Source organism: Arthrobacter sp. efr-133-TYG-118, from assembly GCF_030209755.1.
Classification (GTDB): Bacteria; Actinomycetota; Actinomycetes; order Actinomycetales; family Micrococcaceae; genus Arthrobacter.
In genome coordinates this window covers 56,332-79,915 of sequence record NZ_JARVRH010000018.1, presented here as the reverse complement: position 1 = coordinate 79,915, position 23,584 = coordinate 56,332, and the positions used below count along the sequence as shown (strand labels likewise).

General features: G+C 64.5%; 22 protein-coding genes. 6 read left to right on the top strand and 16 right to left on the bottom strand.

Features of this window, described 5'->3' with window-relative positions; genetic code table 11:
* Nucleotides 1-35 precede the first annotated feature (35 nt).
* A complete protein-coding gene (locus QRN59_RS15370; protein ID WP_171983496.1) occupies nucleotides 36-674 on the top strand; it encodes a potassium channel family protein in 639 nt (212 codons plus the stop codon).
* 36 nt (nucleotides 675-710) lie between these two features.
* Here the strand turns inward: QRN59_RS15370 and proC are convergent, their stop codons facing one another.
* From proC to QRN59_RS15330, 8 genes are all read right to left on the bottom strand, one after another.
* Entirely contained in the window at nucleotides 711-1,541 is an 831-nt protein-coding gene (proC, locus tag QRN59_RS15365; protein ID WP_284983362.1) for a pyrroline-5-carboxylate reductase, read from the bottom strand.
* Nucleotides 1,542-1,793: 252 nt separating this feature from the next.
* Complete coding sequence (locus QRN59_RS15360; RefSeq protein ID WP_059389509.1) at nucleotides 1,794-2,630, bottom strand: sugar phosphate isomerase/epimerase family protein; 837 nt, start codon at nucleotides 2,628-2,630, stop codon at nucleotides 1,794-1,796.
* Between the two features lies 1 nt (nucleotide 2,631).
* Nucleotides 2,632-3,696, bottom strand: coding sequence for a Ppx/GppA phosphatase family protein (locus QRN59_RS15355; RefSeq protein ID WP_284983361.1), 1,065 nt, complete (start codon nucleotides 3,694-3,696; stop codon nucleotides 2,632-2,634).
* A 71-nt stretch (nucleotides 3,697-3,767) separates the two neighbouring features.
* A complete protein-coding gene (locus tag QRN59_RS15350) occupies nucleotides 3,768-4,259 on the bottom strand; it encodes an SseB family protein (RefSeq protein WP_284983360.1) in 492 nt (163 codons plus the stop codon).
* 155 nt (nucleotides 4,260-4,414) lie between these two features.
* Nucleotides 4,415-5,302, bottom strand: a complete 888-nt coding sequence (locus tag QRN59_RS15345; protein ID WP_284983359.1) for a hypothetical protein — start codon at nucleotides 5,300-5,302, stop codon at nucleotides 4,415-4,417.
* A gap of 322 nt (nucleotides 5,303-5,624) precedes the next feature.
* The gene (gene topA, locus QRN59_RS15340; protein WP_284983358.1) at nucleotides 5,625-8,351 is read right to left on the bottom strand and encodes a type I DNA topoisomerase; all 2,727 of its coding nucleotides are present in this window, start codon (nucleotides 8,349-8,351) and stop codon (nucleotides 5,625-5,627) included.
* Nucleotides 8,352-8,525: 174 nt separating this feature from the next.
* Complete coding sequence (locus QRN59_RS15335) at nucleotides 8,526-9,167, bottom strand: ArsR/SmtB family transcription factor (RefSeq protein ID WP_234748750.1); 642 nt, start codon at nucleotides 9,165-9,167, stop codon at nucleotides 8,526-8,528.
* A gap of 36 nt (nucleotides 9,168-9,203) precedes the next feature.
* Nucleotides 9,204-10,877, bottom strand: a complete 1,674-nt coding sequence (locus QRN59_RS15330) for a DUF7059 domain-containing protein (RefSeq protein WP_284983357.1) — start codon at nucleotides 10,875-10,877, stop codon at nucleotides 9,204-9,206.
* Nucleotides 10,878-10,968: 91 nt separating this feature from the next.
* Here QRN59_RS15330 and QRN59_RS15325 point away from each other — a divergent pair, with 91 nt between their 5' ends.
* On the top strand, nucleotides 10,969-11,406 hold the full coding sequence (locus QRN59_RS15325; RefSeq protein ID WP_284983356.1) for a DUF6023 family protein: 438 nt from the start codon (nucleotides 10,969-10,971) through the stop codon (nucleotides 11,404-11,406).
* A 43-nt stretch (nucleotides 11,407-11,449) separates the two neighbouring features.
* Entirely contained in the window at nucleotides 11,450-11,986 is a 537-nt protein-coding gene (locus tag QRN59_RS15320) for a DUF6023 family protein (RefSeq protein ID WP_284983355.1), read from the top strand.
* 9 nt (nucleotides 11,987-11,995) lie between these two features.
* Here QRN59_RS15320 and trhO read toward each other — a convergent pair whose 3' ends face one another.
* Nucleotides 11,996-12,889, bottom strand: coding sequence for an oxygen-dependent tRNA uridine(34) hydroxylase TrhO (gene trhO, locus QRN59_RS15315; protein WP_284983354.1), 894 nt, complete (start codon nucleotides 12,887-12,889; stop codon nucleotides 11,996-11,998).
* Nucleotides 12,890-13,014: 125 nt separating this feature from the next.
* Here trhO and QRN59_RS15310 point away from each other — a divergent pair, with 125 nt between their 5' ends.
* Together QRN59_RS15310 and QRN59_RS15305 are read left to right on the top strand one after the other, a co-directional pair.
* Complete coding sequence (locus QRN59_RS15310) at nucleotides 13,015-13,710, top strand: GNAT family N-acetyltransferase (protein ID WP_284983353.1); 696 nt, start codon at nucleotides 13,015-13,017, stop codon at nucleotides 13,708-13,710.
* A gap of 169 nt (nucleotides 13,711-13,879) precedes the next feature.
* The gene (locus QRN59_RS15305; RefSeq protein ID WP_502871063.1) at nucleotides 13,880-16,204 is read left to right on the top strand and encodes a DEAD/DEAH box helicase; all 2,325 of its coding nucleotides are present in this window, start codon (nucleotides 13,880-13,882) and stop codon (nucleotides 16,202-16,204) included.
* On the opposite strand, the gene QRN59_RS15300 is transcribed toward QRN59_RS15305, so the two are convergent.
* The 7 genes from QRN59_RS15300 to ssd all read right to left on the bottom strand — a co-directional run bounded on the left by QRN59_RS15300 (nucleotide 16,201) and on the right by ssd (nucleotide 21,496).
* Entirely contained in the window at nucleotides 16,201-16,632 is a 432-nt protein-coding gene (locus QRN59_RS15300; protein WP_284983351.1) for an Rv3654c family TadE-like protein, read from the bottom strand. The genes QRN59_RS15305 and QRN59_RS15300 overlap by 4 nt on opposite strands.
* A complete protein-coding gene (locus tag QRN59_RS15295; RefSeq protein ID WP_284983427.1) occupies nucleotides 16,629-17,120 on the bottom strand; it encodes a TadE family type IV pilus minor pilin in 492 nt (163 codons plus the stop codon). The genes QRN59_RS15300 and QRN59_RS15295 overlap by 4 nt, the downstream gene beginning before the upstream one ends.
* Before the next feature lie 149 nt (nucleotides 17,121-17,269).
* Nucleotides 17,270-17,641, bottom strand: coding sequence for a DUF4244 domain-containing protein (locus QRN59_RS15290; protein ID WP_284983350.1), 372 nt, complete (start codon nucleotides 17,639-17,641; stop codon nucleotides 17,270-17,272).
* 147 nt (nucleotides 17,642-17,788) lie between these two features.
* Nucleotides 17,789-18,421, bottom strand: coding sequence for a type II secretion system F family protein (locus QRN59_RS15285; RefSeq protein ID WP_284983349.1), 633 nt, complete (start codon nucleotides 18,419-18,421; stop codon nucleotides 17,789-17,791).
* A complete protein-coding gene (locus tag QRN59_RS15280; protein ID WP_350225239.1) occupies nucleotides 18,421-19,113 on the bottom strand; it encodes a type II secretion system F family protein in 693 nt (230 codons plus the stop codon). The genes QRN59_RS15285 and QRN59_RS15280 overlap by 1 nt, the downstream gene beginning before the upstream one ends.
* Before the next feature lie 113 nt (nucleotides 19,114-19,226).
* Nucleotides 19,227-20,480 (bottom strand): TadA family conjugal transfer-associated ATPase, encoded by a 1,254-nt coding sequence (locus tag QRN59_RS15275; RefSeq protein ID WP_284983347.1) that lies wholly within the window; start codon nucleotides 20,478-20,480, stop codon nucleotides 19,227-19,229.
* Nucleotides 20,477-21,496 carry a septum site-determining protein Ssd gene (gene ssd, locus QRN59_RS15270; protein ID WP_284983346.1) on the bottom strand — a complete coding sequence of 340 codons (1,020 nt, stop codon included), beginning with the start codon at nucleotides 21,494-21,496 and terminating at the stop codon, nucleotides 20,477-20,479. The genes QRN59_RS15275 and ssd overlap by 4 nt, the downstream gene beginning before the upstream one ends.
* A gap of 351 nt (nucleotides 21,497-21,847) precedes the next feature.
* Between ssd and QRN59_RS15265 the strand changes: the two genes are divergently transcribed.
* A complete protein-coding gene (locus tag QRN59_RS15265) occupies nucleotides 21,848-23,542 on the top strand; it encodes a bifunctional 3'-5' exonuclease/DNA polymerase (protein ID WP_284983345.1) in 1,695 nt (564 codons plus the stop codon).
* Nucleotides 23,543-23,584 lie beyond the last annotated feature (42 nt).

Sequence of the window (23,584 nt, the reverse complement as noted above, 5' to 3'; positions counted from 1 at the left end):
CAGGCGCCCCCAACCGGCCGGCGCACAACGCGCCCGTGCTGGTGATCGGCTTGGGCCGATTCGGTGCAGCCACCGCCGAGCAGCTCGTCAAACAGGGGCGCGAAGTCCTGGCCATCGAGCGGGACCGCACGCTCGTCCAGAATTGGGCTTCCGTGCTGACCCACGTCGTCGAGGCGGACGCCACCAACATCGATGCCCTCCGCCAACTCGGCGCGCAGGAATTCAGCTCTGCCGTGGTGGGTGTGGGAACGTCGATCGAGTCCTCGGTGCTCATCACGGTGAACCTCGTGGATCTGGGCATCGAACACCTTTGGGTGAAAGCGATCACTGCCTCGCACGGCAAGATCCTCACGCGCATCGGCGCCAACCACGTCATCTACCCCGAGGCCGACGCCGGCGTCCGTGCAGCACACCTCGTGTCGGGGCGCATGCTGGACTTCATCGAGTTCGACGACGACTTTGCCATCGTGAAAATGTACCCGCCCAAGGAAACCGTGGGCTTCACGCTGGATGAGTCCAAGGTCCGTTCCAAGTACGGCGTGACCATTGTCGGCGTGAAGTCCCCGGGCGAGGACTTCACCTACGCCCGGCCGGACACGAAGGTTTCCGGCCGCGACATGCTGATTGTGTCCGGGCACGTGGACCTGCTGGAACGGTTCGCGGCGCGGCCGTAGCTGACTCTTAGGGCGAGGCTGACTCTTAGGGCGAGGCTAGGCGAGCTGCTGCGTGATTTCCGCGGCTCGGGCCGCGGCTGCGCGGGCTCCGTCGGCGATGATCGCGGGTATGCCGCCGTCGTTGAATGCCGCAATGGCGCGTTCCGTGGTGCCGTTGGGGCTGGTCACTGCGATGCGGAGTGCAGTGGGGTCGGCTCCGGGTTCGGCAAGCATGAAACCCGCGCCTGCCACGGTCTCGCGGGAAATCATGAGGGAGAGCTCAGGATCAAGGCCAAGTTCGACGCCGGCGGCCGCCATGGCCTCGGCAAGGTAGAACGCGTACGCGGGGCCCGAGCCGCTGATGGCGGACAGGGCATCCACCTGTTCCTCAGGGATTTCCACCACGGTGCCGGCGGCGGCGAGGATGTCCTTGGCCTGCTGGAGCTGCTCGGGAGTGCAGCTGGTTCCAGGCGAAACGGAGACCACTCCACGGCCGAGCTTGGCAGGCGTGTTGGGCATCGTGCGAATGACAGGCTGGCCCGCCGGCAGGGCAGCCTCCAACTGGGCGATGGACACGGCTGCGGCAACGCTGATCACAATGGTGCTCTTCGCCAGCGACGGCGAGATCTCCCGGGCGAGATCGGCAATGCCCACAGGCTTGACACCCAGGATGACAACCGAAGCGCCCTTCGTGGCCAGCTTGTTGTTGTCTGGCTCCTCGGCTCCGGCGATGGTCATCACGTGGTGGCGCTCAGCCAGTTCGGCGGCGCGTTCTGCTCGACGTACCGTGGCGACCACGTCCGATGGATCCGTGCCGGCGGCCAGCAGGCCACCCAGGATGGCCTCGTTCATGGACCCACAGCCAAGGAATGCGATTCGGTTGCTCATGGCTCCATAATGCCAGTTCAGCTGCGCCGCTGCAGAACCAGTTGCAGGGTTCGATAGAGAGCCCAGGATTCCCAGCTAGTTCCCAAGGTTATTGCAGGCTGCACCCAATATCGCTCCGTAACTTAGTAGTTACCTCATTGAGGGTGCGAGTGATGAGGCGGGCATGGGGATGTCCGCCACAAGCACCGGTGGTCGAACGGGTTTCCCCCCATTTTCCCGTATCGACCGCCGGTGCTTTCTCGTTTAAGGAACCTAGATCTCGAAGGCTCCCACGAGTGGCGCCCCCAAGTGCTGGCGCGCGAAGCGCAGCGTTTCGGCGAGCCACTCCTCGCGTTCACCAGCAGCTTTGGCCTTGCGCGTTGAGATCTCGGCAACCACCGTGCCCTCGAATCCGTTGGACGCGAGATACTGCAGCGCCTCGGCGCACTGTTGGGTCCCGTAACCGGGGATCAAGTGTTCGTCCTTGCCCGAGCCCGAACCGTCCGTGAGGTGGACGTGACGCAGCTTGCTCCCGAGCGCCCGTATCGCCTCAAGGCTGTTGGCCCCCGCGGTGGCCGCGTGCGAGAAGTCCCAGGTGACGTCGTCGTAATCCTGGCCCATCGGATCCCAGTGCGGAAGGTAAGCGAGCGCCTCCCGGCCGCGCACACGCCACGGGTACATGTTCTCTACCGCGATGTGCACTTGGTACATCGCCGCGATCTCGCGCACGCCGGCAGCGAAATTCTCCGCATAGTTCGACTGCCACCGGAACGGCGGATGGACCACCACAGTGTTGCAGCCGACCTCGCGCGCCATCTGGCAGGACATCTCAATCTTGTTCCACGCCGGGCCCCAAACCTGCTGGGTCAGCAACAGGGTGGGCGCGTGGATGGAGACGATTTGCTGATCGTAGCGATGGCTTAGCTGGATGAGGGCATCCGGGTTCTGGCTGGTGGCGTTGTTGGTCACCATCACCTCGACACCGTCGTACCCCAGGTCCTGCGCCACGGCAAAGGCGTCATGGACACTGAGCGGATAGACAGAAGCGCTGGATAGCGCCACCGGGATCCTCGGCGTGTCTTCTTCGGAGTGCTCGACGTCGGTGCTCATGTTAGTTGGCCTGCCTCCCGGCGATGGGGATTGGTGTAGGTACTGCCGCGGGCGCGGCCGTTCCGGTGTTGGCGCCCAGGCGTGGTACCGGTACCGCACCTCCGAGCCCGACATGCGGGGCCGGGGCAAGCGGGCCGTCGAAGATCAGCTGGTCGAGCCGGCGCAGGATCAATCCCTCGCGCAAGGCCCAAGGGCAGATCTCCATGCTGGGAAACTCGAACATTTCCAATGCCGCCTCGGCCACGAGGGCACCCGCAAGGATCTGCGCTGCCCGTGCATCCGAGACGCCCGGGAGGTACAGCCGATCCTCGACCGTCATAGCCGAAATCCGCTGCGCCCAGAGTCCCAGGTCCGTGGCGTGGAGTTCGCGCTTGACGTACGGACCGGCGCCGCTGGGGGCCGCGCCTGCGATGCGTGCAAGCGAACGGAAGGTCTTCGAGGTTCCGGCCACCAGGTTGGCCCGGCCCAATTGCTTGAACTCACGCACGACGGGCTTGAGAGTGTGGCGGATGTACTTGCGCAGCTCTTTGACGCTCTTGGCCGTGGGAGGGTCATTGTGGAGCCAGTCCCTGGTCAAACGGCTTGCTCCGAGTGGTACCGACACCGCGAGCTCGGGAAGTTCGTCCTGGCCGAACGCCATTTCGAAGGAGCCGCCGCCAATGTCCAGGTCCAGGATCGGACCGGCGCCCCAGCCGTACCAGCGTCGAACCGCGAAGAACGTCATGGAGGCTTCTTCGCTGCCGGTCAGTTCCTGCAAGGTCACGGTGGTCTCGTGCTTCACGCGGGCGAGGACTTCGACGCCGTTCGTGGCCTCGCGGATGGCCGAAGTACAAAAAGCCAGGAGGTCCTCGGCCTTGTGGCGGGCCGCGAACTCCCACGCTTCGAGGACGAACTCGATCAACTCGTGTTGTCCGGCGTCGTTGATGTTACCTTCGGCGTCCAGGAACTGAACCAGCGAAAGTGGTCGCTTATGGGAGGCAAACGCGACCGGGCGTGCGCCTGGATGCGCGTCCACCAAAAGCAAATGGACGGTGTTGGAACCGATGTCTAGGACGCCAAGACGCATTCTGCCATTATTCCCCGATTCGAAGCGTGTGAAGCAAGTTCGACCGCCGATTCGTACCGGCAGTTAGTCAATTAGTCTTGGGGTCCGTCGGTGCCTGCTTCTACGGTCGCATCTGCGGCCGGGGCGGCGGCTTCGTCGGCGGCTTCGGCGCCATCGGTGCGGGTGAAGTCGCGGCGGACGTTGGCGATACCTTCCGGGCCCATCTCGAAGCCGTGCTCGCTGCCGGGGTTGATCACAAGGCCCAGCTCGTCGCCGATGCTGTCCAGAATCGCAGAACCATGGGTGCCCAGGACGTTGGGCGCGGCCTCGAGGAAGTGCGACTCCACGCGGCTCGGGTGGCTGAACACGGCGAGGACAGGCTGGCCCTCCGAGTTTGCGAGGACAAGTGGCTCCACGGCGGCGTCAGGCTTATCCAAGGAGTCGGTGCTCAGGATGTAGACCTCGTTGTTCAGGAAGGCCAGGATGACGTCCACCGGGTTCGCGTCAGGTTGCCCGGCCTTTGCGAGCTTGGATTCGAGGTCGTTCAAAGGCAAGGATTCCGGGGCTGCAGGCTGATCTGTCATGGTTCCACTCGATCACGGTTCCCCCGCTCGAAGCAATTCCCGGTCCGCCCGCCCGCCCGGCCCGCACCCCCGCCGCCTCCCGCCCGCCGTCGAGATCGTGGGTGTGGGCCGGGGGCTGCGTTCCGGAACGTAGTCGTCGGCCCGCACCCACGATCTCAGCCCCTAAGAAGCCTGAGCAGACGTACTTTCAGGCCGCGTTCGTCGAAGAGGTCTTTCCAACCAATGCGCAGGATCCGCCAGCCCTGCTCAGTCAGCAGCTTCTCCCTTTGCCGTTCTTCGAAGATTACTTCCGCAGTTGGCTTGTAGTCGAAGTACTTTGCCTTGCCGTCGAATTCGAGCGCGGCCCGAAGGTGCGGCCACGCGAAGTCGAATCGGTAAGCGCCACGAGGTGTTTGGACCCGCAACTGGAGCACAGGATCCGGGAATCCGAGCTTGGCGATCACGTCCCGGGTCAATGTCTCCCCTGGGGATTCGGACAATGGGTTCGCAAAGGCCAGGGCTTTTCGGAACGCGGTGACTCCCCGGGCACCGACCAGATTGGCGCACGCTGACTCCAACCACTCGCGATTGCATCCGCGCCTCAATCCGTGGTCCAAGAGAATCAGGCCCTGCCGGTAATTCAGTATCTGCGCGCAGTCCAGAACGGTGCGGTCAAGTGATGTCACCGGAAGTCCATCAATCTCGATCCGTTGCCCGGGCAGGAGGAGGGCTGAATGAGCCCTGACGTCGGCGGCATGGGATCCACTAGCTGCGTGGTAGGGAATGATGACGTGGATCAACTGATCTGCCTGCCACAAATACAAACGGTGCAGACGGGCGGCGGAGGTGTGGCTGAACGTCAACCCGTCCGCCGTAACGCGGAGGGTCCGACGGCAATATGCCGCCAACTGACTGCGCTCCCGGCCATCGTCCGAAAGCCCATTCCAGAAGTCGCACCGGACCAGGACGCCCGTGCGGACCCTCACCAGTGAGCCGGAGCGGAGGTGCGCATTGATCCGTCGCTTGCTCAGTCCTTGGGACAGCAATTCCTCTGTCCGCCACATGTTTCCATGCAGGGGAAGCAACGGCGCTCCCGAGCTTGTGCGCGCTGGAACTGCCGAGCGTACCGGACCCGAGGGCGCTGAAGCCACAGGGGCTTTCGCCGGTTCCAACTGATCCCAAAGTTCCGCTAGCGGGTCCACCGGGACAACAGAGTCAATGTTTCCGTAACTGTTCACTGCTCTAGCTTCGGCGAACAGCGGAGTGCCCGGAAGCAGCTAATCGAGCTATGTGGAAACCAGGGAAACCCCGTACGTGGGTGTGGGCCGGGGGCTGCGTTCCAGAACGCAGCCCCCGGCCCACACCCACGAATTCGGCAACTCGGAACTACTTCTTCGCCGCTGCCTTCTTCGCAGGCGCCTTGCGGGCCGTGGCGGTCCGCTTGACGGGGCCCTTGGCGCGTTTCTCGGCAAGCAGCTCGATTGCCTGCTCCCGGGTCAGCTCCTCGAGGGACGTGGCACGCGGAACCGTGATGTTGGTGACGCCATCGGTGATGTACGGACCGAAACGGCCTTCCTTCACCACGATGTTCTTCTCCGAAACAGGGTCCGGGCCGAACTCGGCCAGGGGCGGCACGGCAGCACGGGCACCACGCTGCTTCGGCTGGGAGTAGATCTCCAGTGCCTGTTCCAGGGTGATGGTGAAGATCTCTTCCTCGGATCCGATGGACCGCGAGTCCGTGCCCTTCTTCAAATAAGGCCCAAAGCGGCCGTTCTGCACCGTAATGGGGTTGCCTTCGGCGTCCGCGCCGAGGACACGGGGCAGGCTCATGAGCTGAATGGCTTCGTCGAGCGTGACCGAGTCAACGGCCATTGACTTGAAGAGCGAACCTGTCCGCGGCTTGGCCTTGACCGGCTTCTTCGGCGGCTTGGGCTTGCCGTTCTTGTAGTATTCCACCGGCTGGTTTGCCAGTTGCTCTTCCGTCATCTCCGGGATGATCTCGGTGACATAGGCGCCGTAGCGGCCGTTCTTGGCGACCACGGTGTGCCCGGTGTGCGGGTCCGCGCCCAGGACGCGTTCCTCGGGTGCAGCCGTTTCCATGAGCTCCACGGCCTTGGCCGCAGTGAGCTCGTCCGGAGCGAGGTCCTCGGGGACGTTGGCACGCGCCGACTCCACGACTTCGCCGGTCTTGGGATCGATTGTGGGGATCGAGCTTTCCAGGTACGGGCCGAACTTGCCGACGCGCAGCGTGATGCCCTCGGCGATCGGCACCGAGTTGATCTCGCGTGCATCGATTTCACCGAGGTTGTTGACGATGCTCAGCAGTCCGGGATCGGCGTCTTCACCGTAATAGAAGTGCTTGAGCCAGGCGGCGCCGACAGCCTGACCGTTGGCGATCTTGTCCAGGTCGCCTTCCATGTCGGCCGTGAATTCGTAGTCCACGTAGTCGGTGAAGTGCTGCTCGAGCAGGCGGATTACCGAGAAAGCGATCCAGCTGGGAACCAGCGCCGATCCCTGCTTCCGGACGTAGCCGCGGTCCTGGATGGTGGAGATCGTGGACGCGTAAGTGGACGGACGGCCAATCCCGCGCTTTTCCAGCTCCGCCGTCAGCGATGCTTCCGTGTACCGCGGCGGTGGCGAGGTCTCGTGGCCAACAGCAACGATTTCCGAAGCCGTGAGGGAATCGTCCTTGGCCACGTTGGGCAGGCGCCGGGCTTCGTCGGAGTCGTCGTCGCCGCGGCTCTCGTCCTTGCCTTCTTCGTAGGCCGCGAGGAAGCCGGGGAAGGTGATGACGGTTCCGGAGGCCGAGAATTCGGCGTCGCGCCCATCGTTAGCCACTGCGCCGAGGCGGATAGTGGCGGTGGAGCCCTTGGCGTCACCCATCTGGGAGGCAATGGTGCGCTTCCAGATGAGTTCGTAGAGGCGGAACGCGTCGCCGGTCAGATGGTTGGCCACCTGGGCCGGGGTACGGAAGGAGTCACCCGCGGGTCGGATGGCTTCGTGGGCTTCCTGTGCGTTGGCTGCCTTGTTGGCGTAGACGCGGGGGGACTGCGGCACGTACTCGGGACCGTACAGCTCGGCCGCCTGGCGGCGTGCGGCCGTCAGGGCTTCGTCGCTCAATGCGGACGAGTCTGTACGCATATAGGTGATGTAGCCGTTTTCATACAGGCGCTGGGCGATCTGCATGGTGCTCTTGGAGGAGAAGCGCAGCTTGCGGCCGGCTTCCTGCTGAAGGGTCGACGTCGTGAACGGCGCCGCGGGACGGCGAGTGTACGGCTTGGTGTCGACTGAGCGGACGCGGAAGTCCGCGTTCTCCAGTCCGGCGGCCAACGACGTCGCGAGTTCCTCGTTGAGGTGGACCGCGTTCGCGGAGGTGAGGACGCCATCGTCGTTGAAGTCACGGCCGCTGGCCACCTTCGCGCCGTCGACGGCAGCGAGCTTCGCTTTGAAGGTCGCGGAGCCGGTGCCGAACTGACCGGTCAGGTCCCAGTACGAAGCGGACTTGAACGCCATGCGTTCGCGTTCGCGGTCGACCACCATACGGGTCACGACCGACTGCACACGGCCGGCGGACAGGCCACGGGCAACCTTGCGCCACAGCACCGGGGAGATTTCGTAACCGTACAGTCGGTCCAGGATGCGGCGCGTTTCCTGGGCGTCCACGAGGGCGCTGTCGACGTCGCGCAGGTTGTCCATGGCGCGGTGGATGGCTTCCTTGGTGATTTCACCGAAGGTCATGCGGTAGACGGGAACCTTGGGTTTCAGGACCTCCAGGAGGTGCCACGCGATGGCCTCGCCCTCGCGGTCCCCATCGGTTGCGAGATAGAGCGCGTCAGCGTCTTTCAGCTGGGCCTTGAGCTCGGCAACCTTTTTCTTCTTGTCCGGGGACACCACGTAATACGGTTTGAAGTCGTTCTCGATGTCGACGGCGAACTTGCCCACCGAAGTCTTCTTCAGTTCTGCAGGGAGGTCCGACGGCTGCGGGAGGTCGCGGATGTGACCGATCGAGGCCTCGACAATGAAGCCTTCGCCCAGGTACTTGGCGATGGTCTTGCTCTTGGCCGGAGACTCCACGATCACGAGTTTCTTGCCGGTTTTTGCCTTGCTGGGCACGGTTCTCCTACAGAAAAATGAATTGCTTGGGCTCGTGCCCATATTGGCCTAGTTCACCATATTTTGCAGAATCGTGCGTTTCCATGTGCACAAGTGCTGTGGACGAACAGTGGGGTGGGCCCACGCCGCCAGGGTTCCCTGGCCGAGCTTGCGAGGTTAGGGTGGCGGTGGGGACTAGCTTGAAGACGGCGTCCGGTCGTCCGGAATCATTGACCACATCGTAGCGATTCGCACCGCTCCTTCGGGAATCCGCGTGGGATCTTCGAGTTCATATGACCTGATGAGGTCCTGGAATTTGGCCTTGAGATCCGTCCGCTGATCCGGAGTCAAGTACAGCAGATCGCTGGACAACACCATGGCGGCTGCCTCGTTCGCGGCCTCGCCGCGCTGGCGCCGCTCACCACGGGCCCGGGTGAAGGCGGTCGCCCGACGCCGGAACGCGTCCAGTTCGAGTTCGACGACGGCGATCTCCGGGCTCGGCGCGTTGCCGCCGGATTTGATGGTGAAGTCCGAACCCGCGGCCTTCCAACGGCGTTCGCGCGCGTCGCCCTCGTTGTCCGCGGCAGTCACAATCCCCCATTTCTGGAGGGCCCTCAGGTGGTAGCTCATGGCGCTCGGCGTGAGCCCGGTCTGCGCGGCGAGCTCCGTGGCCGTGCGGCTCAGCTGTGTGGAATACAGTTCCGAGATGACCTCAAGCCGGGCGGCATGCGCAAGCGCACGGATCGCTTTGGGGTCGGTGATCTCCACCGTCTTCTCGGGCCGTTTCCGGCGCTTCGGGGATGCCAGCCCGGTGGATACCCCGTTGTCTTCATTCACCGGAACAGTTTATCCGCCGGTGCCGCCGCAATTGTCCTATGCCGCGGGAAGCAGGAAGCCATCGCGGACCAGGTTCCCCACGTCGGAGAGCAACCCGGCGCGGAAGGCGTCGTCGTCGAAGTCGTCCCCTCCACCCAACAGGGCGGCCAAGGCGCCGATCAGCTGGTGGACGGACAGCTCGCCGTCACATGCCGACACGAAGCCGGCCAGCTCGGTGCTCAGCAGATTCGTCCGGCGCAGCCCCGCGCCCTGGCGCAACAAGATGACGCCGGGGTGTTCAGCGCCGGGCCGCTGGTGGCGTTCCTCGGTCACGTCCTCAGCCACCACCAGGTGGGCGTCGGAGAGCTCGTGGGTGGCCAGCCAGTCGGCGCGTTCGACCGACGCGGCAAGGTGCGGACCGATCGGCTGCTCGATCGGGTAGGTGATTTCCTCGAAACGAACCGGCGCGGCTCCTGGACGCGCGTCCTGCGGCCGGCGCAGCCAGATCATTCCGAATCCAATGGCCTGCACGTTACGGGACGCGAAATCCTCCAGGTAGGCGGCGTAGGCATCACGGTAAAGCTCGCGGTCGCGGCCCTCGGAGGCGTCCTGCAACCAGGTCTCCGCGTACAGCTCCGGACCCACCTGTTCCCGCTGGATGAACCACGCCTCCGTGCCGGACCCTGCGAGCCACGAAGCGGGCCGCTCGCTCCAGCCGCTGCCCGCAGGGATCTCCCAGTTGCCGAGCATTTGCGCCGTGCCGCCGGGCGCGAGGACGTCGGGCAGCGTGCGGACGAGGTTGGCGACGATGTCATCACCGGGCAGCCCGCCGTCGCGGTAGGTGAACTGCTCCGAAGAATGCTCGCCGGCACTTCGCGGCGTAATGACGAAAGGCGGATTGGACACCACCAGATCGAAAGTCTCACCGGCAACGGGTTCCAGGAGCGAGCCCAGCCGCAAGCTCACCCGTGACTCGAGATCGGCGGGGTCAAGGTGCAGGGCCTCCGCATTGAGCATCAGGTTAAAGCGGGTGAACGCGAGGGCCCGTTCGGAGATGTCCGTGGCCGTGACGTGCTCACTGTGGTGCAGGAGGTGGAAAGTCTGGATTCCACAGCCCGTCCCGAGGTCAAGGGCGCGTTTCGAGTGCCGGCGGATGGTGGTCTGGACAAGCGTGGTGGAGGCCTGCCCGATGCCCAGCACATGGTCATGCCGGAGCACGCCGGGCTGCTGGTGGGCGGCGAGATCGCTGGAAACCCACAGTTCGGCGCCGCCGCTGCCGCTGTTGTCTGCTCCGAAGTCGCCCTCCCAACCGTACGGCCGCAAATCCACTTTGGCGGCGACAGCACCGCCGTCGTTCTTCTCCACCAAGCCAAGCTCCATCAGGCCCGAGGTGCGGACGCGCGGCAGGGCGGCGTCGACGTCGCCTTCGGTTTGCGGGACAGCGAGAAGCCACAAGCGCACGACGACGGCGAGCGCGGCTTTCGCGCGGTCCGTCGCCGGGTCTTCGGTTAAGGCAGCCGGTTCGGTGACGATGAGCGCAGGGATGAGCTGATCCCGGGCGAGGGCCGCGTGGGCGGACTCCCCCAGAAGTCCTGCCACTCCGTCCACGGTGTAGCCAACGTTCCGCAGGTCGTCGGCGAGCGCTGTGAGCAGTTCGGGAAGGTCGCTGCGGGGAGCGTCGAGGGCGGTGGGGGTAGTACCAAAGATGGCGGGCGTTGCGGGATCAGTCACCGTGCAAGTCTATTGGGGCTGTGGCTGGGCGGCTGCGTCGGCGTCGGCGGCTGCGTCGGCGGGGAGGCGTTCGAGCAGGTAGCGTTGAATCATGGCATTTCACCCCTCCACTTGGCGTCGCGCTGCACTTTTGGTCATTGGCGCAGCCACCCTGGCGATGACGGCATGCTCCTCCGGGGGGTCTGTCTCCAACGCCGACGTCCCAGCGTGGAAGGCGACCACCATGCCCTCCGCAGCCGGGGTCGTCGTGGAGGACTCCGGGAAAATCCCGAACCGCGACCCCCTGGTCAAGAGCTTCGCCAGCGTCGCTGCGGGAAGCTACGTCTTGACTGTTGCCTGCGACGGCGGCGGCAAGGCATTCTTCGACGTTTCCTCGGGCGGTACGCAGATCACCGAGGCCGGGGCTGCATGCAATGGCAGCCGAGAAACGTCCCGTATCAAGATTCCTTCGACCGGTCCGCTGAGCATCAGCGCAAGCAGCGTGGATGCGCCGGTGATCTACGCGTACCAACTGGTACCGGCTTCGTAACCGGCCCCTCGTTCGGGTCTACAGCGCGGCGTAGAGTCGGATTATGGGGTGGGCACGCGCCCTGAAGGTACCGACGACGCGGTCGGCGATTCCCGCCGTCGTGCTTTCCAGTGTGCTCGCATGCGGCACCATGGCGTCGTGCGAATACACCTACGACGACGGCCGTGCGCCAATGAGCAGTCCGCCGTCGCCGGCCATCACGGATCCGGTACTGACCCGCGACCCGGCCTTGGGACAAACCGTCACGGGCGATGCGCTGAAGGCCTGGGCGCAGGACGCGCTTCCGGACGTAAACGGGCTGTCCTTCTATAGCAGCTTCGGCCTGTTGTCCGCTGGAGAGTCCCGCGACGAAGAGACCACCCAGCTTCCCGGAGGCACGTACGCGGTGACGCTGGCGTGCCGAGGTGCCCGCAGCGCCGAATTCACCGTGCGAAACGGGAGCGAAGTCCTCATCGAGATGATGCTGCGGTGCGGCACCACACGGGTCAAGGTCCTGCAGCTGGAGACTGACGCCGTCCTGGGTGTCACGATCACCGGCAATGCACCGGCGAACTTCGCGTACCGGGTGAGCCGGATCTAATGACCGGGCTTAGGCGGCGCAGCCTTCCGGGCAACGCAGCGTTTCAGGGCTCGAGGCACATTCGGCGCAATACAGCGTGAGGTTGCGGCAGCTCAGATTGGAGCAATTTTCAAACTTGTTGGTGGGCGCCTGGCAACGGACGCATTGGCCAATCGTCTTGGCTTCCTCACTGAATTCCATGTGCATTCGCTTGTCGAAAACGTACAAGGAGCCTTCCCACAGGCCCTGGTCCTTGTACGTTTCGCCGTAGCGGACAATTCCGCCGTCGAGTTGGTAAACCTCCTTGAAACCGCGGTTCACCATGAGGCTGGATAGGACTTCGCAACGGATTCCGCCGGTGCAGTAGGTGACGACAGGCTGGTCCTTAAGGTCGTCGTACTTTCCCGAGTCGAGTTCCTTGATGAAGTCGTGGGTCGTGGCGACGTCGGGAACGATTGCGTCCTTGAACTTGCCGATCTGGGCTTCGAAGGCGTTGCGTCCGTCGAAGAACTTCACATCCTGGCCGCCCGCCTTCTTTTCCTCCAGGAGTGCGTGGAGCTCTTCAGGCTGAAGGTGTGTGCCGCCGCCGACGACGCCGTTCTCATCCACCTTCAGTTCGCCGGGGGCCCCGAAAGACACGATCTCATCGCGAACCTTGACGCTGAGCCTCGGAAAGTCGTCCGCGCCGCCTTCGGACCATTTGAAGTCGATACCGTGGAAGCCCTTGTATTCCTTGGTGGTCTTCACATACTGCTTGACGTTGTTCAGTTCCCCGCCAACGGTGGCGTTGATGCCGTCCCGCGAAATGAGGATGCGCCCGGTCAGGCCAAGCTTCTCGCACAGGGCGCGCTGCCAGAGCCGGACGGCGTCCGCGTCCGTGATCGGAGTAAAGCCATAGAAGAGCACAATTCTGTTTAAAGCCACGTATTTAAGGGTACTTGCTGGCCCCAAGACCATGTGTCGGGCTGTCTTCGGGCTGCTCTAAGTGTTAATGGAGCTGTTACTGACGGCCCCTGTTGATTCCCAGACGGCTGGCATAGTCTCTCTACATGAGTCACGACGCCTTGGTTGAAGACATCGCTGAGCTGCTCGAAGTCTGGGTGGCTGGCTGGTCCGGGTCCCGAAGCTACGAAACGCGCAAGGAAGGCCGCTTCCCGGCAGCCCTGCGTGCGGACAAAACCGGCGACTGGGAATTCTTTGCGCACGACCCGTCGGATGCTGAGTTCGCCGAGCTAGCAGCCAAGACCGCCCAGGCGGACACTCGTATCCTGACGATCCTCACCAACGACGTCGCGCGCTATACCCAGTTGGCTCGCGAGAACGGGCTGAACATCACCTCGGATTCCCAGACCATGATGATCGTGGACATGGGGACGCAGGACGCGGAAGATCCGTGGCTCTCGGATGACGACCTCAAGCTCACGACTTCCGAAAGCAAAGGGGTCCATTACGCGGTGGTCCATGCCGGTGAAAAGGTGGCGGCCAGCGGTCAGGTGTTCGTGGTCAGGCAGACGGCGGTCTTCGACAAGATCGTCACCGAACCCAACTACCAGCGCCGGGGACTGGGAAGTTTCATCATGAAAGCCCTCGCCGCCCAGGCATTTCAACACGATGTTGAAAGCGGCCTCCTCCTGGCTTCCTTGGACGGACAACATCTCTACTCCCACCTTGGCTGGAAGCACGTGTGCCAGGTACTCATGATGTCCACCAAACTGGTCGACGAGACTGACCTGTCTGTGGCCTAGCCGGCCTTCCTGTGGCCTAGCCGGCCTTCCTGTGGCGTAAGCCGGCCTTCGGCGCCGAAAGGTGCCGGCAGCGGGTCCGCGGCGGGTCCGACAACCAGTCAGCGGCCGTACCGACAACCGTCGGTTTCCGGCGCGATGACAGAATGTTCAAGTGAACGCAACTGAATCGATGATCTCCCTTCTGGGCAGGAGCCCGGACCCGGAGCAGTTGCGACATGTCCGCACTATTCCGGCGCGCCAAGCCGTCCATGAGTCCTGGCCGGGCTGGGCCCACCCCGATGTGGTTGCCGCCTATGGGGCCTTGGGCATCCACGAACCGTACCGGCACCAGATCGAAGCAGCCGAGCTCGCCCACTCGGGCCAAAACGTCGTCATTGCGACGGGGACCGCCTCAGGCAAGTCACTTGCCTATCAGCTGCCTGCCCTCGACGCGATCCATCGTTCGGAGCTGCGGGTGCTGTCCGAGCCGGGCAAGATCCACGACGACGGTGCCGTCACCCTGTACCTCTCTCCCACCAAGGCGCTTGCGGCCGACCAGCTAGCAGCGATCCGCGCACTCAAGCTCCCAACGGTCCGGGCGGAAACGTACGACGGCGATACCGAGCAGTCCCAGCGCCGCTGGATCCGCGACCACGCCAACTTCATCCTCGCCAATCCCGACATGCTGCACTTCGGGATCCTGCCCAACCACACGTGGTGGGCCCGCTTTTTCCGTAGGCTGCGGTACGTCATCGTGGACGAGGCTCACAGCTACCGCGGGGTGTTCGGGTCCCACGTCGCCAACCTCATGCGGAGACTCCGGCGAATCTGCGCCTACTACGGTGCCGGCACCTCCTTTCCTGAACCGGTATTCATTGCGGCGTCTGCGACAGCGTCGGACCCCGGCACATCCTTTGCCCGGCTCATCGGCACCCCCGTCCGCGAAGTTTCCGAGGACTGTTCACCGCATGGCTCCACCACGGTGGCTTTTTGGGAACCTGCCCTGACCGAGCTGAAGGGCGAAAACGGGGCAAAATCCCGCAGAACAGCCGTGGCCGAGACCGCGGACTTGCTGGCCAATCTGGTGTCCTCCCGTGTACGGACCATCGCCTTCATCAAATCCAGGCGCGGCGCAGAAACAATTTCGTCTATCACCAAGCGCCTCCTCGATGAGGTGGACCCCAGCCTGCCCCAGCGGGTTGCTGCGTACCGCTCCGGCTATCTCCCCGAGGAGAGACGGGCTTTGGAACGGGCTCTGCGTTCCGGTGAGCTGCTTGGCGTCTCGAGCACGTCCGCATTGGAATTGGGTATCGACATTTCCGGGCTCGACGCGGTGCTTGTAGCCGGCTGGCCCGGGACGAGGGCGTCCCTGTTCCAACAGATCGGACGGGCCGGCCGCGCAGGCCAAGACGCCATTGCCGCATTCGTGGCCAGCGACGATCCCTTGGACACGTACCTCGTCAACCATCCGGAGGCAATCTTTGATGTCTCAGTCGAGGCCACCGTCTTCGATCCCGGAAACCCCTACGTGCTCGGCCCCCATCTGTGCGCGGCGGCGGCCGAGCTCCCGATCGGCGTGGCCGAACTTGACATGTTCGGGCCAACGTCCGAGTCCCTGCTGAATCAGCTGGTGGAACAGGGGTACCTGAGGAAACGGCCTGCGGGCTGGTTCTGGACCCATCCCGAGAGCGCCGCGGCCATGGTGAACCTCCGCGCAGATGGCGGCGGCCCGGTAAGCATCGTGGACTCCGAGACTGGCTCCCTGTTGGGCACCATGGACTCGCCACAGACGCACTATCAGGCGCATAAGGGTGCGATCTATGTGCACCAAGGCGACAGTTACTTGGTCGAGGAACTGAACGAAGAGGACCACTGCGTGGTGGTTCGTCGCACCAACCCGGACTACTACACCACAGCGCGGGACGTGACCCAGATTGAGGTCCTGCAGACTCTCCGGACCATGGAGTGGGGGGATATCGCGGTCCACTTCGGCGAAGTGAAGGTAACAACACAGGTCGTCTCCTTCCAGCGTAAGGCGCTGATTTCCAATGAGGTTTTGGGGGAAGAACCGCTGGAACTCGGGGCCAGGGATCTCTTCACCAAGGCGGTATGGTTTGTGGTTCACAACCGTTCGCTGACTGGCGCAGGACTTGTCGAGGCCCAGTTCCCGGGCGCTCTTCACGCCGCCGAGCACGCCGCCATCGGGCTTCTCCCACTGGTCGCTTCAAGTGACCGTTGGGATATCGGTGGAGTCTCAACAGCCCTCCACGCCGACACCGGAGTTCCCACGATTTTTGTGTACGACGGCCATCCCGGCGGCGCCGGATTTGCCGAGCGCGGCTTTGAGAAAGCCAAAGTGTGGTTAACCGCTACAAGGGACGCCATCAAAGCATGCGAGTGTGACACCGGCTGCCCTTCCTGCGTCCAGTCCCCCAAATGCGGCAACAAGAACAATCCACTGGACAAGGACGCCGCGGTTACCCTGATCGATGTGCTCCTGCGGGACGCGACCTAGGGCGGCGGCCCGGCCCGAGAGCGGCCGGTTGCGGTCCCGAAGACTGCGCCGCGGTCCAGCTCAGTGCGGATCTCTACGATCCCGCCTTCGCCCACAGTGCAAGCCGACAACGAAGCTCCGTGCCGCGCGGCCGTTTCGCTGGCAACCACACAAGGATCTCCGGTTGTCAGGCCGCGGGCCGCGTCGGCTCCCGCGAGCGCAGCGAGATCGGCGGCAGATGCTGCGCGTTGGGCCATCGCCATGGCCTGGGCCAGGGTCAAAGCCGCCGCCATGCAGATCATGACAACAAGGCCCAGCGCAACAGCCAGGATGGTTCCCGAGCCGCGCTCCGCCGCGCGACGGCCATCACCGGCGCGGGCGCTATCAGCCCTCACGCCGCGCTCCGCCGCGCGACGGCCATCACCGGCGCGGGCGCCATCAGCCCTCACGCCGCGACCTCTTTCACAGTGGCTTGGAGCCCAAGCAACGGCATAGTCTCGTTGAAGTGGACAACGCAGTCTCCGACGGCAAGGAGGGGCTCAGTGGCCGCTGACGACTGCGGGGTCTCTCCCCTTGCAGATGCCGTCGCTGAAAGCCTCCACGGAATGAGGGAGCCCAACGGGCCGGCGACCCGGGCGGAGACTGTGACGTTGATCCATTCGCCGTCTTCGGAAACGGCAGCCGAGGCGCCATCGCCTGCCAGTCTTCGAACGATTCCGTCTACGACCGCGTGGCCATCTCCGCGGGCGAGGGCCCTGGCGCCTGCCCTGGCGGCCTCTTCCAAGCGAAGCTGCGTAATTCCCGCGGCGGATCCTGCCAGAAGCAAGGCCAAAAGAAGCAGGACAGCGGGCAGTGCCACGGCGAATTCCGCAGTGACGGCACCGTAGTCCCTCTCAGGGAAAGCATCTCGCCGACGGTCCCTCCGCGGGCCATCCAGCTTCTCCGTCGGAGGAGGCCGTCTGATCGAAGGAGGCCACCGCCGCACACCTGCGGCAGCCGAACGGGCTTGCTTCCCAGTGAGCGCCCAGGCCGATGCCCGCGGACTCATCGAATGCTCGGCACCGCGCTTTGAACCCCGGCGCCGTGTCATGGCAGGGAGAGTGCGCTGCGAATGAGGTTGAGGAGGAAGCCACGTACTTCCTCGCTGCGAAGGATGACCACCAGGAGTCCGGCGAAGCCCACAGCGGCAAGAGTGGCAATGGCATACTCGGCCGTTGCCATCCCCAGCTCAGACCCCATGAGCCGCTTCTTCGACCGTTTCTGAGCCGCAGAATCGTCGCTGGACCGCGCACGGCTTGTTTCTGCGCTGGAATGCAGCTGGATCGGCAGCCTGACAGGCTTGCTTCCCGACGAACCCGGGAACAGTTCAACGACCTCGGCCTCCCGCCGAGGAGGAGCTGCCTGGGCGAGGGCCAGGGCGGTATGGGCCGTATCGACGGCATCGACGGTTGCGTTCACTTCAGTTCCTCTCTTCGTGCCGGCCTGGCTGCCGGCTGTACTTCGACTCTTCCGTCGGCATCGAGGCTTCGAAAGTCCCCAAGTCTCCTAAGTGGAAAACTCCCTTCTGACGGTTCGTGTGGAGGGAAACTCGGGCCGGACTGCCGGCTATCCCCCGGACGGAAGCATTGCCAAAAGCACCGGGACGACACCGAAACAGATGAAGGCAGGCAAGGTACACAGACCCAGTGGAACCACGAGTTTCACTCCGAGCGCGGCAGCGCGCTTCTCCGCCATCCTGAACTGTTCCCGCCGCAGGCGTGCTGCCTGGGCATAAAGGATGGCCGAGGATGGCGCTCCGGTCAGGGCAGCGAAGACGAGCGCATCCTTGAGCTTGTGCGCTTCAGTGCAATTCTGGCCCGAACTCCGCCATGCCGCCTCCCAGTCCATTCCGATGTCGAGGGCTGCAACCACGGTTCGCAGGGAGCGGCTGAGCTGCGGGGACGCGCATCCGGCGATCAACTCAAGAGACCGTCCGAGTCCCGCCCCTGAGTCGAGCATGGCAGCCACCAGCTCAAGGATCATGGGCACATTGCGCAAGCCTTCCTGCCCCTCGGGATTCCGGAAATTGCCCGCTGCCTGGCCCGTCCGAGCGTTCTTCAGCGGGCCGTTGCTCCCGGGTGAGCCGCGAAGCATCCGCAAGGCTATGCGCCGCCGGGCTCTTCCCTGATACGCCAGTCCGAGAATGGCCGCGAAGATCAACGCCAGGGACACCGCGATGGCAGGGAAGGTCGAGCCCATCAGTCAACGCCCACCGCGGCATCCACCAATCGAGATGACCAGATTCTGCCGGTGACGGTCAGGACGCACCCAGCCGCGAGGGCTGCCAATCCGACGCCGTTCGCCAGCAGGACCCCCAGCGGATCCACGCCGAGCATCATGCCCAGCCCCAGGCCGAACACCGGCAGCCAGGTCAGAAGGCGCACGGTGGCTTGCGGGCCGGCCAAGGCAGTTTGCCGCGCATCACCGGCGTCGTCCTCGGCCTCAAGCTGGGCGGCGAGTCGGGTCAGCACGTCGGCTAACGGACAACCACTGGCCTCCGCAACATCCAGGCAGGCGGCAAGTTCTCCCCAGATCCGGCGTTCCACGGAATTCCCGCCCCGGAGATCCTTCGCTGACGACACCCTGATGGCTTCGGCGACCGACGTCCCCATCATCGAGGCCGCCCGCGCTGCCGCGAGAACTTGGAGAGACCCAGACGACAGCTTGGGCGATCCCGGGTCTTTTCCTCGCGCCTTGAGGACCCCCGCGTCGCCCGGACCATTGCGGCGATCCCTGGCTCCATGCACCATCCAGAGCTCCTCCCAGAGCCTCGACGTCGAACGGCCTCCCCGAAGGAGAGCGGCCAACTGCTGTACGAGTACCGTCAGCGGCAATGCGTCCGCGCGAGAGCGTCTCCGCGGCATGCGCGCCACGGCCCCAGCAACAGCCACTGGCCCAGCCGAGGGGGCACCAGGCAAAGCGCGCACTATCCGTTTGCCAAATCCCCGGGACGGTTGGAAGACCACCCACGCAGCGGCCGCCAGAACGAGGATGAGGAATCCGCTCACGCGACCGCCCCAAGGTGATCTGATCGGGAAATCGGTCCCAGGGGCCTATGCAGGAGCCTGGGGTCCAGCTCAAGGCGAGCTGCGAGGTCCTTCCACGCGGGCCCTGCAACGGCGGCACCCGCCAGCAGTTCGACAGCAGGAACGATCGATTGGGAGGACGCGTCCTCCGCTAACAATCCAATGCAGGACACTCTCCTTCCGGCGGGCGTCCGTTCGACGTGGACCACTGCGTCCAATGCCGTTGAAAGCTGCAGTCGAACGGCTTCCCGGCTCAAGCCTGCAAGCGCGCCCAAGGCCACGAGCCTGGCCGGGACCGCGGAAGCAGTGTTGGCGTGGATTGTTCCGCCGCCGCCTGTATGGCCGGTATTGAGTGCCGTCAACAGCTCCCGGACTTCGGCACCGCGGCACTCGCCCACGATCAACCGGTCCGGCCGCATCCGCAGCGCCTGCCGAACGAGTTCGCCAAGGTCGAGTGCGCCACCGCCTTCGAGGTTCCCGTGCCTGGACTCAAGGGAAACCACGTGAGGGTGCACCGGGTTCAGCTCCGAAGCGTCTTCAATCAGGACGAGCCGATCATGCGGGCTGCTCAAGCCGAGCATTGTGGACAGCAATGTGGTCTTCCCGGAACCGGTGGCCCCGCTGATCAGGAAGCTCAGCCTGCGGTCAACCATGGCCTGCAGCACCTGCTGGACCGGCGCCCCGAACATGCCTCCAGAACGCAGCTCGTCCATCGAGAAAACCTCCTCGCGCCGAATCCGCACGGACAACAAGGTTCCGGCGGTGGAAATCGGAGGCAGTACCGCGTGCACCCGGTATCCGCCCTCGAGACGGACATCGACGCACGGCGAACTGTCGTCCAAGCGACGCCCACCGGCCGCCACAAGCCGGGAGGCCAAGGCACGGATCTGGGATTCGCCGTCGAAATGCACCCGGGCCCGTTCCAGCCCCTTGCCGCGGTCGAACCACACCGAGTCCGGGCCATTGACGAAGATGTCCGTCACTGAGCCATCGCGTGCAAGCTGTTGGAGCGGTCCAAGTCCGCTTAGTTCTGCGCTGATCGATTCGACGGCGGCAAGCGCCCCCGCGGTTCCGAGCAGCCTGCCCGTCGCGTGGACGGCCGCTGCCACGCGCGACGGAGTGACCGGTCCGGCGTCGGCCATGACGGTTTCCCGCACGGTTTCAAGGAGCGCGGCGTCCAAGAGCGGGGTATTGCGTCGGCGCTCGCCGCTGGGGAATGATGAGGCACTCATACTGCGCCGTCGCCGAGTAGTTGAAGGACTAACTCCGCAAAGCGACGCACGGCCTTGCGCTTGCCGAATTCCAAAAGGCGTCCGAGCTCAGCCGCCGCGGCAGTGCCGCGGAGTTCGGGGAGCACGCCGTGGAGAGGCAATCCCAGCGATTCGGCTATGAGCGGTGCGTCCAGGGCCGAACCGGCATTCCCCCGGATCACCAGGGCTGTGTCCACGGGCGGCAACTCCTGCAGAAGCCTGGCTGCAGCGACTGCTGCCCGGAGTTGGGCCGGTGCCACCAGAAGGATCCGGTCGCAGTCCCAGGCGAAGCTGCCAAGCGATTCTGTTCCGCGGCCGATGTCGACAATGACTAGTTCAAATCCCCGCCTCGCCGCATCAAGGACAGCCGTGACGGCCCCGGGCTCCACGTCCGGGGAGCGGTCGCGACTGCCCGGCCAAGACAAAAAGGAGAATCCTCCGGCTGTGGGCAGTGAGTCGCTTAGCTGCCCGGTTCCGATGCTGCCGCTGGCACCTGCAAGATCGGGCCAGCGCAGTCCTGGCGCATCTTCAGCGGCCAGGCAAAGCTCAAGGCCCCCTCCTCGGGGATCCCCATCAACCAGTAGCGTCCGGACTCCGTGGACGGCCGCTTCCTGGGCCAGCCAGACCGCAGTCGTGGACGCGCCGGCACCGCCGCATCCTCCTATCACCCCGAGCACCAGTCCTCCGGGGTCCGGATCATGGGACCTACCGAGGTGCTCCGCCAGCCAGGCTGCAGCTTCCGGCAATACGGCCACGCGTTCGGCCCCCAGTGCGGCTCCCAATTGCCACAAAGAGTCCCCTTCACCGTTGAGGCCCAGCAAGATGGAAGGTGCACGACGACGGGGCGGAAGTTCGCGGACATCGCTGCCAAGAAGAACCATCCGTGCGGTGTCCCACATAGGCAAGGCAGCGGATGAATCGACGACTGTACGGAGATTGGCGCCGACAGCGGCCGCGATCCTCTCTGTTTCAGCTTGTAACCTGACGTTTCCTGTCACTAAGAGGACTTCCCCGGAACTGGCAGGAAGCCACGGCTCTCCGGGCACATGGTCTGGCTCCGGTCCGGACCGTGGACCCGATCTTCCGGGCCGTGGACGGCCACGTTGAAGCACCGTCGAGCCGCGCTCGCCGTTAGACCCGGCCCCGCTTCCACCGCTGTTGTGGTTCCGCTCAAGATGTTGCCCGCTCATGAAGCCACTCTCTCCGTTTCGCCGCGAGCATTGAAGGCCGGTATCGGCGTATGTGGATAAGCAGCCACAACAACCCCTGTGGGGGACGACTAAGCATCGCGGACGGCAGCTGTCCGCAAAGTGCAAGGTTCCACGGAATCACAGGGCAGAATTGTCAGCATGTACCTGCTGCTCGCCGCCCATCCAGACGGCGCAGCTATTCAGGAAAGCGACGCCGCCGGAGTAGCCGTGGCGGAGCCGCGCGTCGTACGAACGGCCGATCTCGCCGGCGTCGTAACCATGTTGGAGAAGATCCATCCGCGCTGGGTCTGGAACCGGACCCAGGATTGGTACCCGGCGATGCTCCAAGCGGGGGTGGAACTGGAGCGTTGCCATGACCTCACGCTCTGCCGCGCCATCCTGGTCCATTCCGAGTTCACGGCCCACACAGACTATGCCCGCAGCGCGGAAAAACTCACGCAAGACGACGAAATGCCGGTTCCGCCTCGGGTCCTCCAGCCTCCCCCGCCTCCCGCCGAGCAAGGCGCGCTGTTCGACGACGTGGTCCCACGAAGCACCCAGCCGAGCCTGAACGAGATCCGGGCAGAGTTCGCGGCCCAGCAACGCGCGCTCGGCCAGGCCTCCAGGGAAGAAGGCCGGCAGCACCGCCTGAAACTGCTGCTCGCTGCGGAATCCGCCGGTGCAATGATCGCCGCCGAAATGCAGTTCACGGGTGTGCCATGGCAGGAGACGTTGCACGAAGAAATCCTGGAAGGCCATCTGGGTCCCCGACCTCCCGCCGGCCATCGGCCGGCCAGGCTGGAGGCTCTCTGCAACGAGCTTCGCGGGATTCTCCAGTCTCCGAAACTGAATCCGGATTCACCCCAGGACCTCATGCGTGCCCTGCACCGGAACGGGATCGAGGTAAAATCCACCCGCCAGTGGGAACTCAAGGAATCCAAGCATCCGGCCATCGAGCCGCTATTGGAATACAAGAAGCTTTCCCGCTTGTTCGCTGCCAACGGCTGGTCGTGGCTGGACGCGTGGGTGAGCGACGGGCGCTTCCGCCCCGAGTACGTCGTGGGAGGCGTGGTTTCCGGTCGTTGGGCGTCCAGGGGCGGCGGCGCGTTGCAGATCCCCCGCCAGATCCGCGGAGCGGTGCATGCCGACCCGGGGCACAAATTGATCGTTGCAGACGCCTCCCAGCTCGAGCCCCGGGTTCTGGTGGCGCTGGCGCAGGACTCGAAGATGGCCGAGGCCGCGCGCGACAAGGACTTGTACGCCGGCATCGCCGCGCAGGGTTTCGGTGGCGACCGTTCGAAGGCCAAGATCGCCCTGCTCGGCGCAATTTACGGTGCCACCACGGGCGAATCCGGGCGCCTCATGCCTCAGCTGACCCGCACTTATCCCCGGGCAGTCGGCTTCGTCGAACAAGCAGCCCGCGACGGCGAAGGCGGCCGCACCGTGACCTCAAGGTTGGGCCGCAGCAGCCCACCGCCGTCGGAACGCTGGATCCGCAGCCAGCAATCCACGACGGCGGAAGAACAGCGGCGCGCGGACAGCATCGCGCGCTCGAGGGGCCGTTTCACGCGGAACTTTGTGGTGCAAGGTTCCGCTGCGGACTGGGCGTCATGCTGGCTTGCCGAACTTCGACGTCGGCTGCGCACCGCGCGTGCCGACGGCCTGCCTGCCGGGGAACTCGTGTTCTTCCTGCACGACGAAGTCATGGTCCACGCGCCTGCCGAGTCGGTAGAAGCGTGCATCAACGCCATCGAAGAGGCCGCGGCCGCCGCCAAGGAACTGTTGTTCGGGCGGGTTCCGGTGGAATTTCCGGTGAGCGTAGCCGTCGTCGATTCTTACGACAAAGCGAAGTAAGAGGCCCTATTGCCCCGGGCGCAACAGCAGAGGACGATTGCC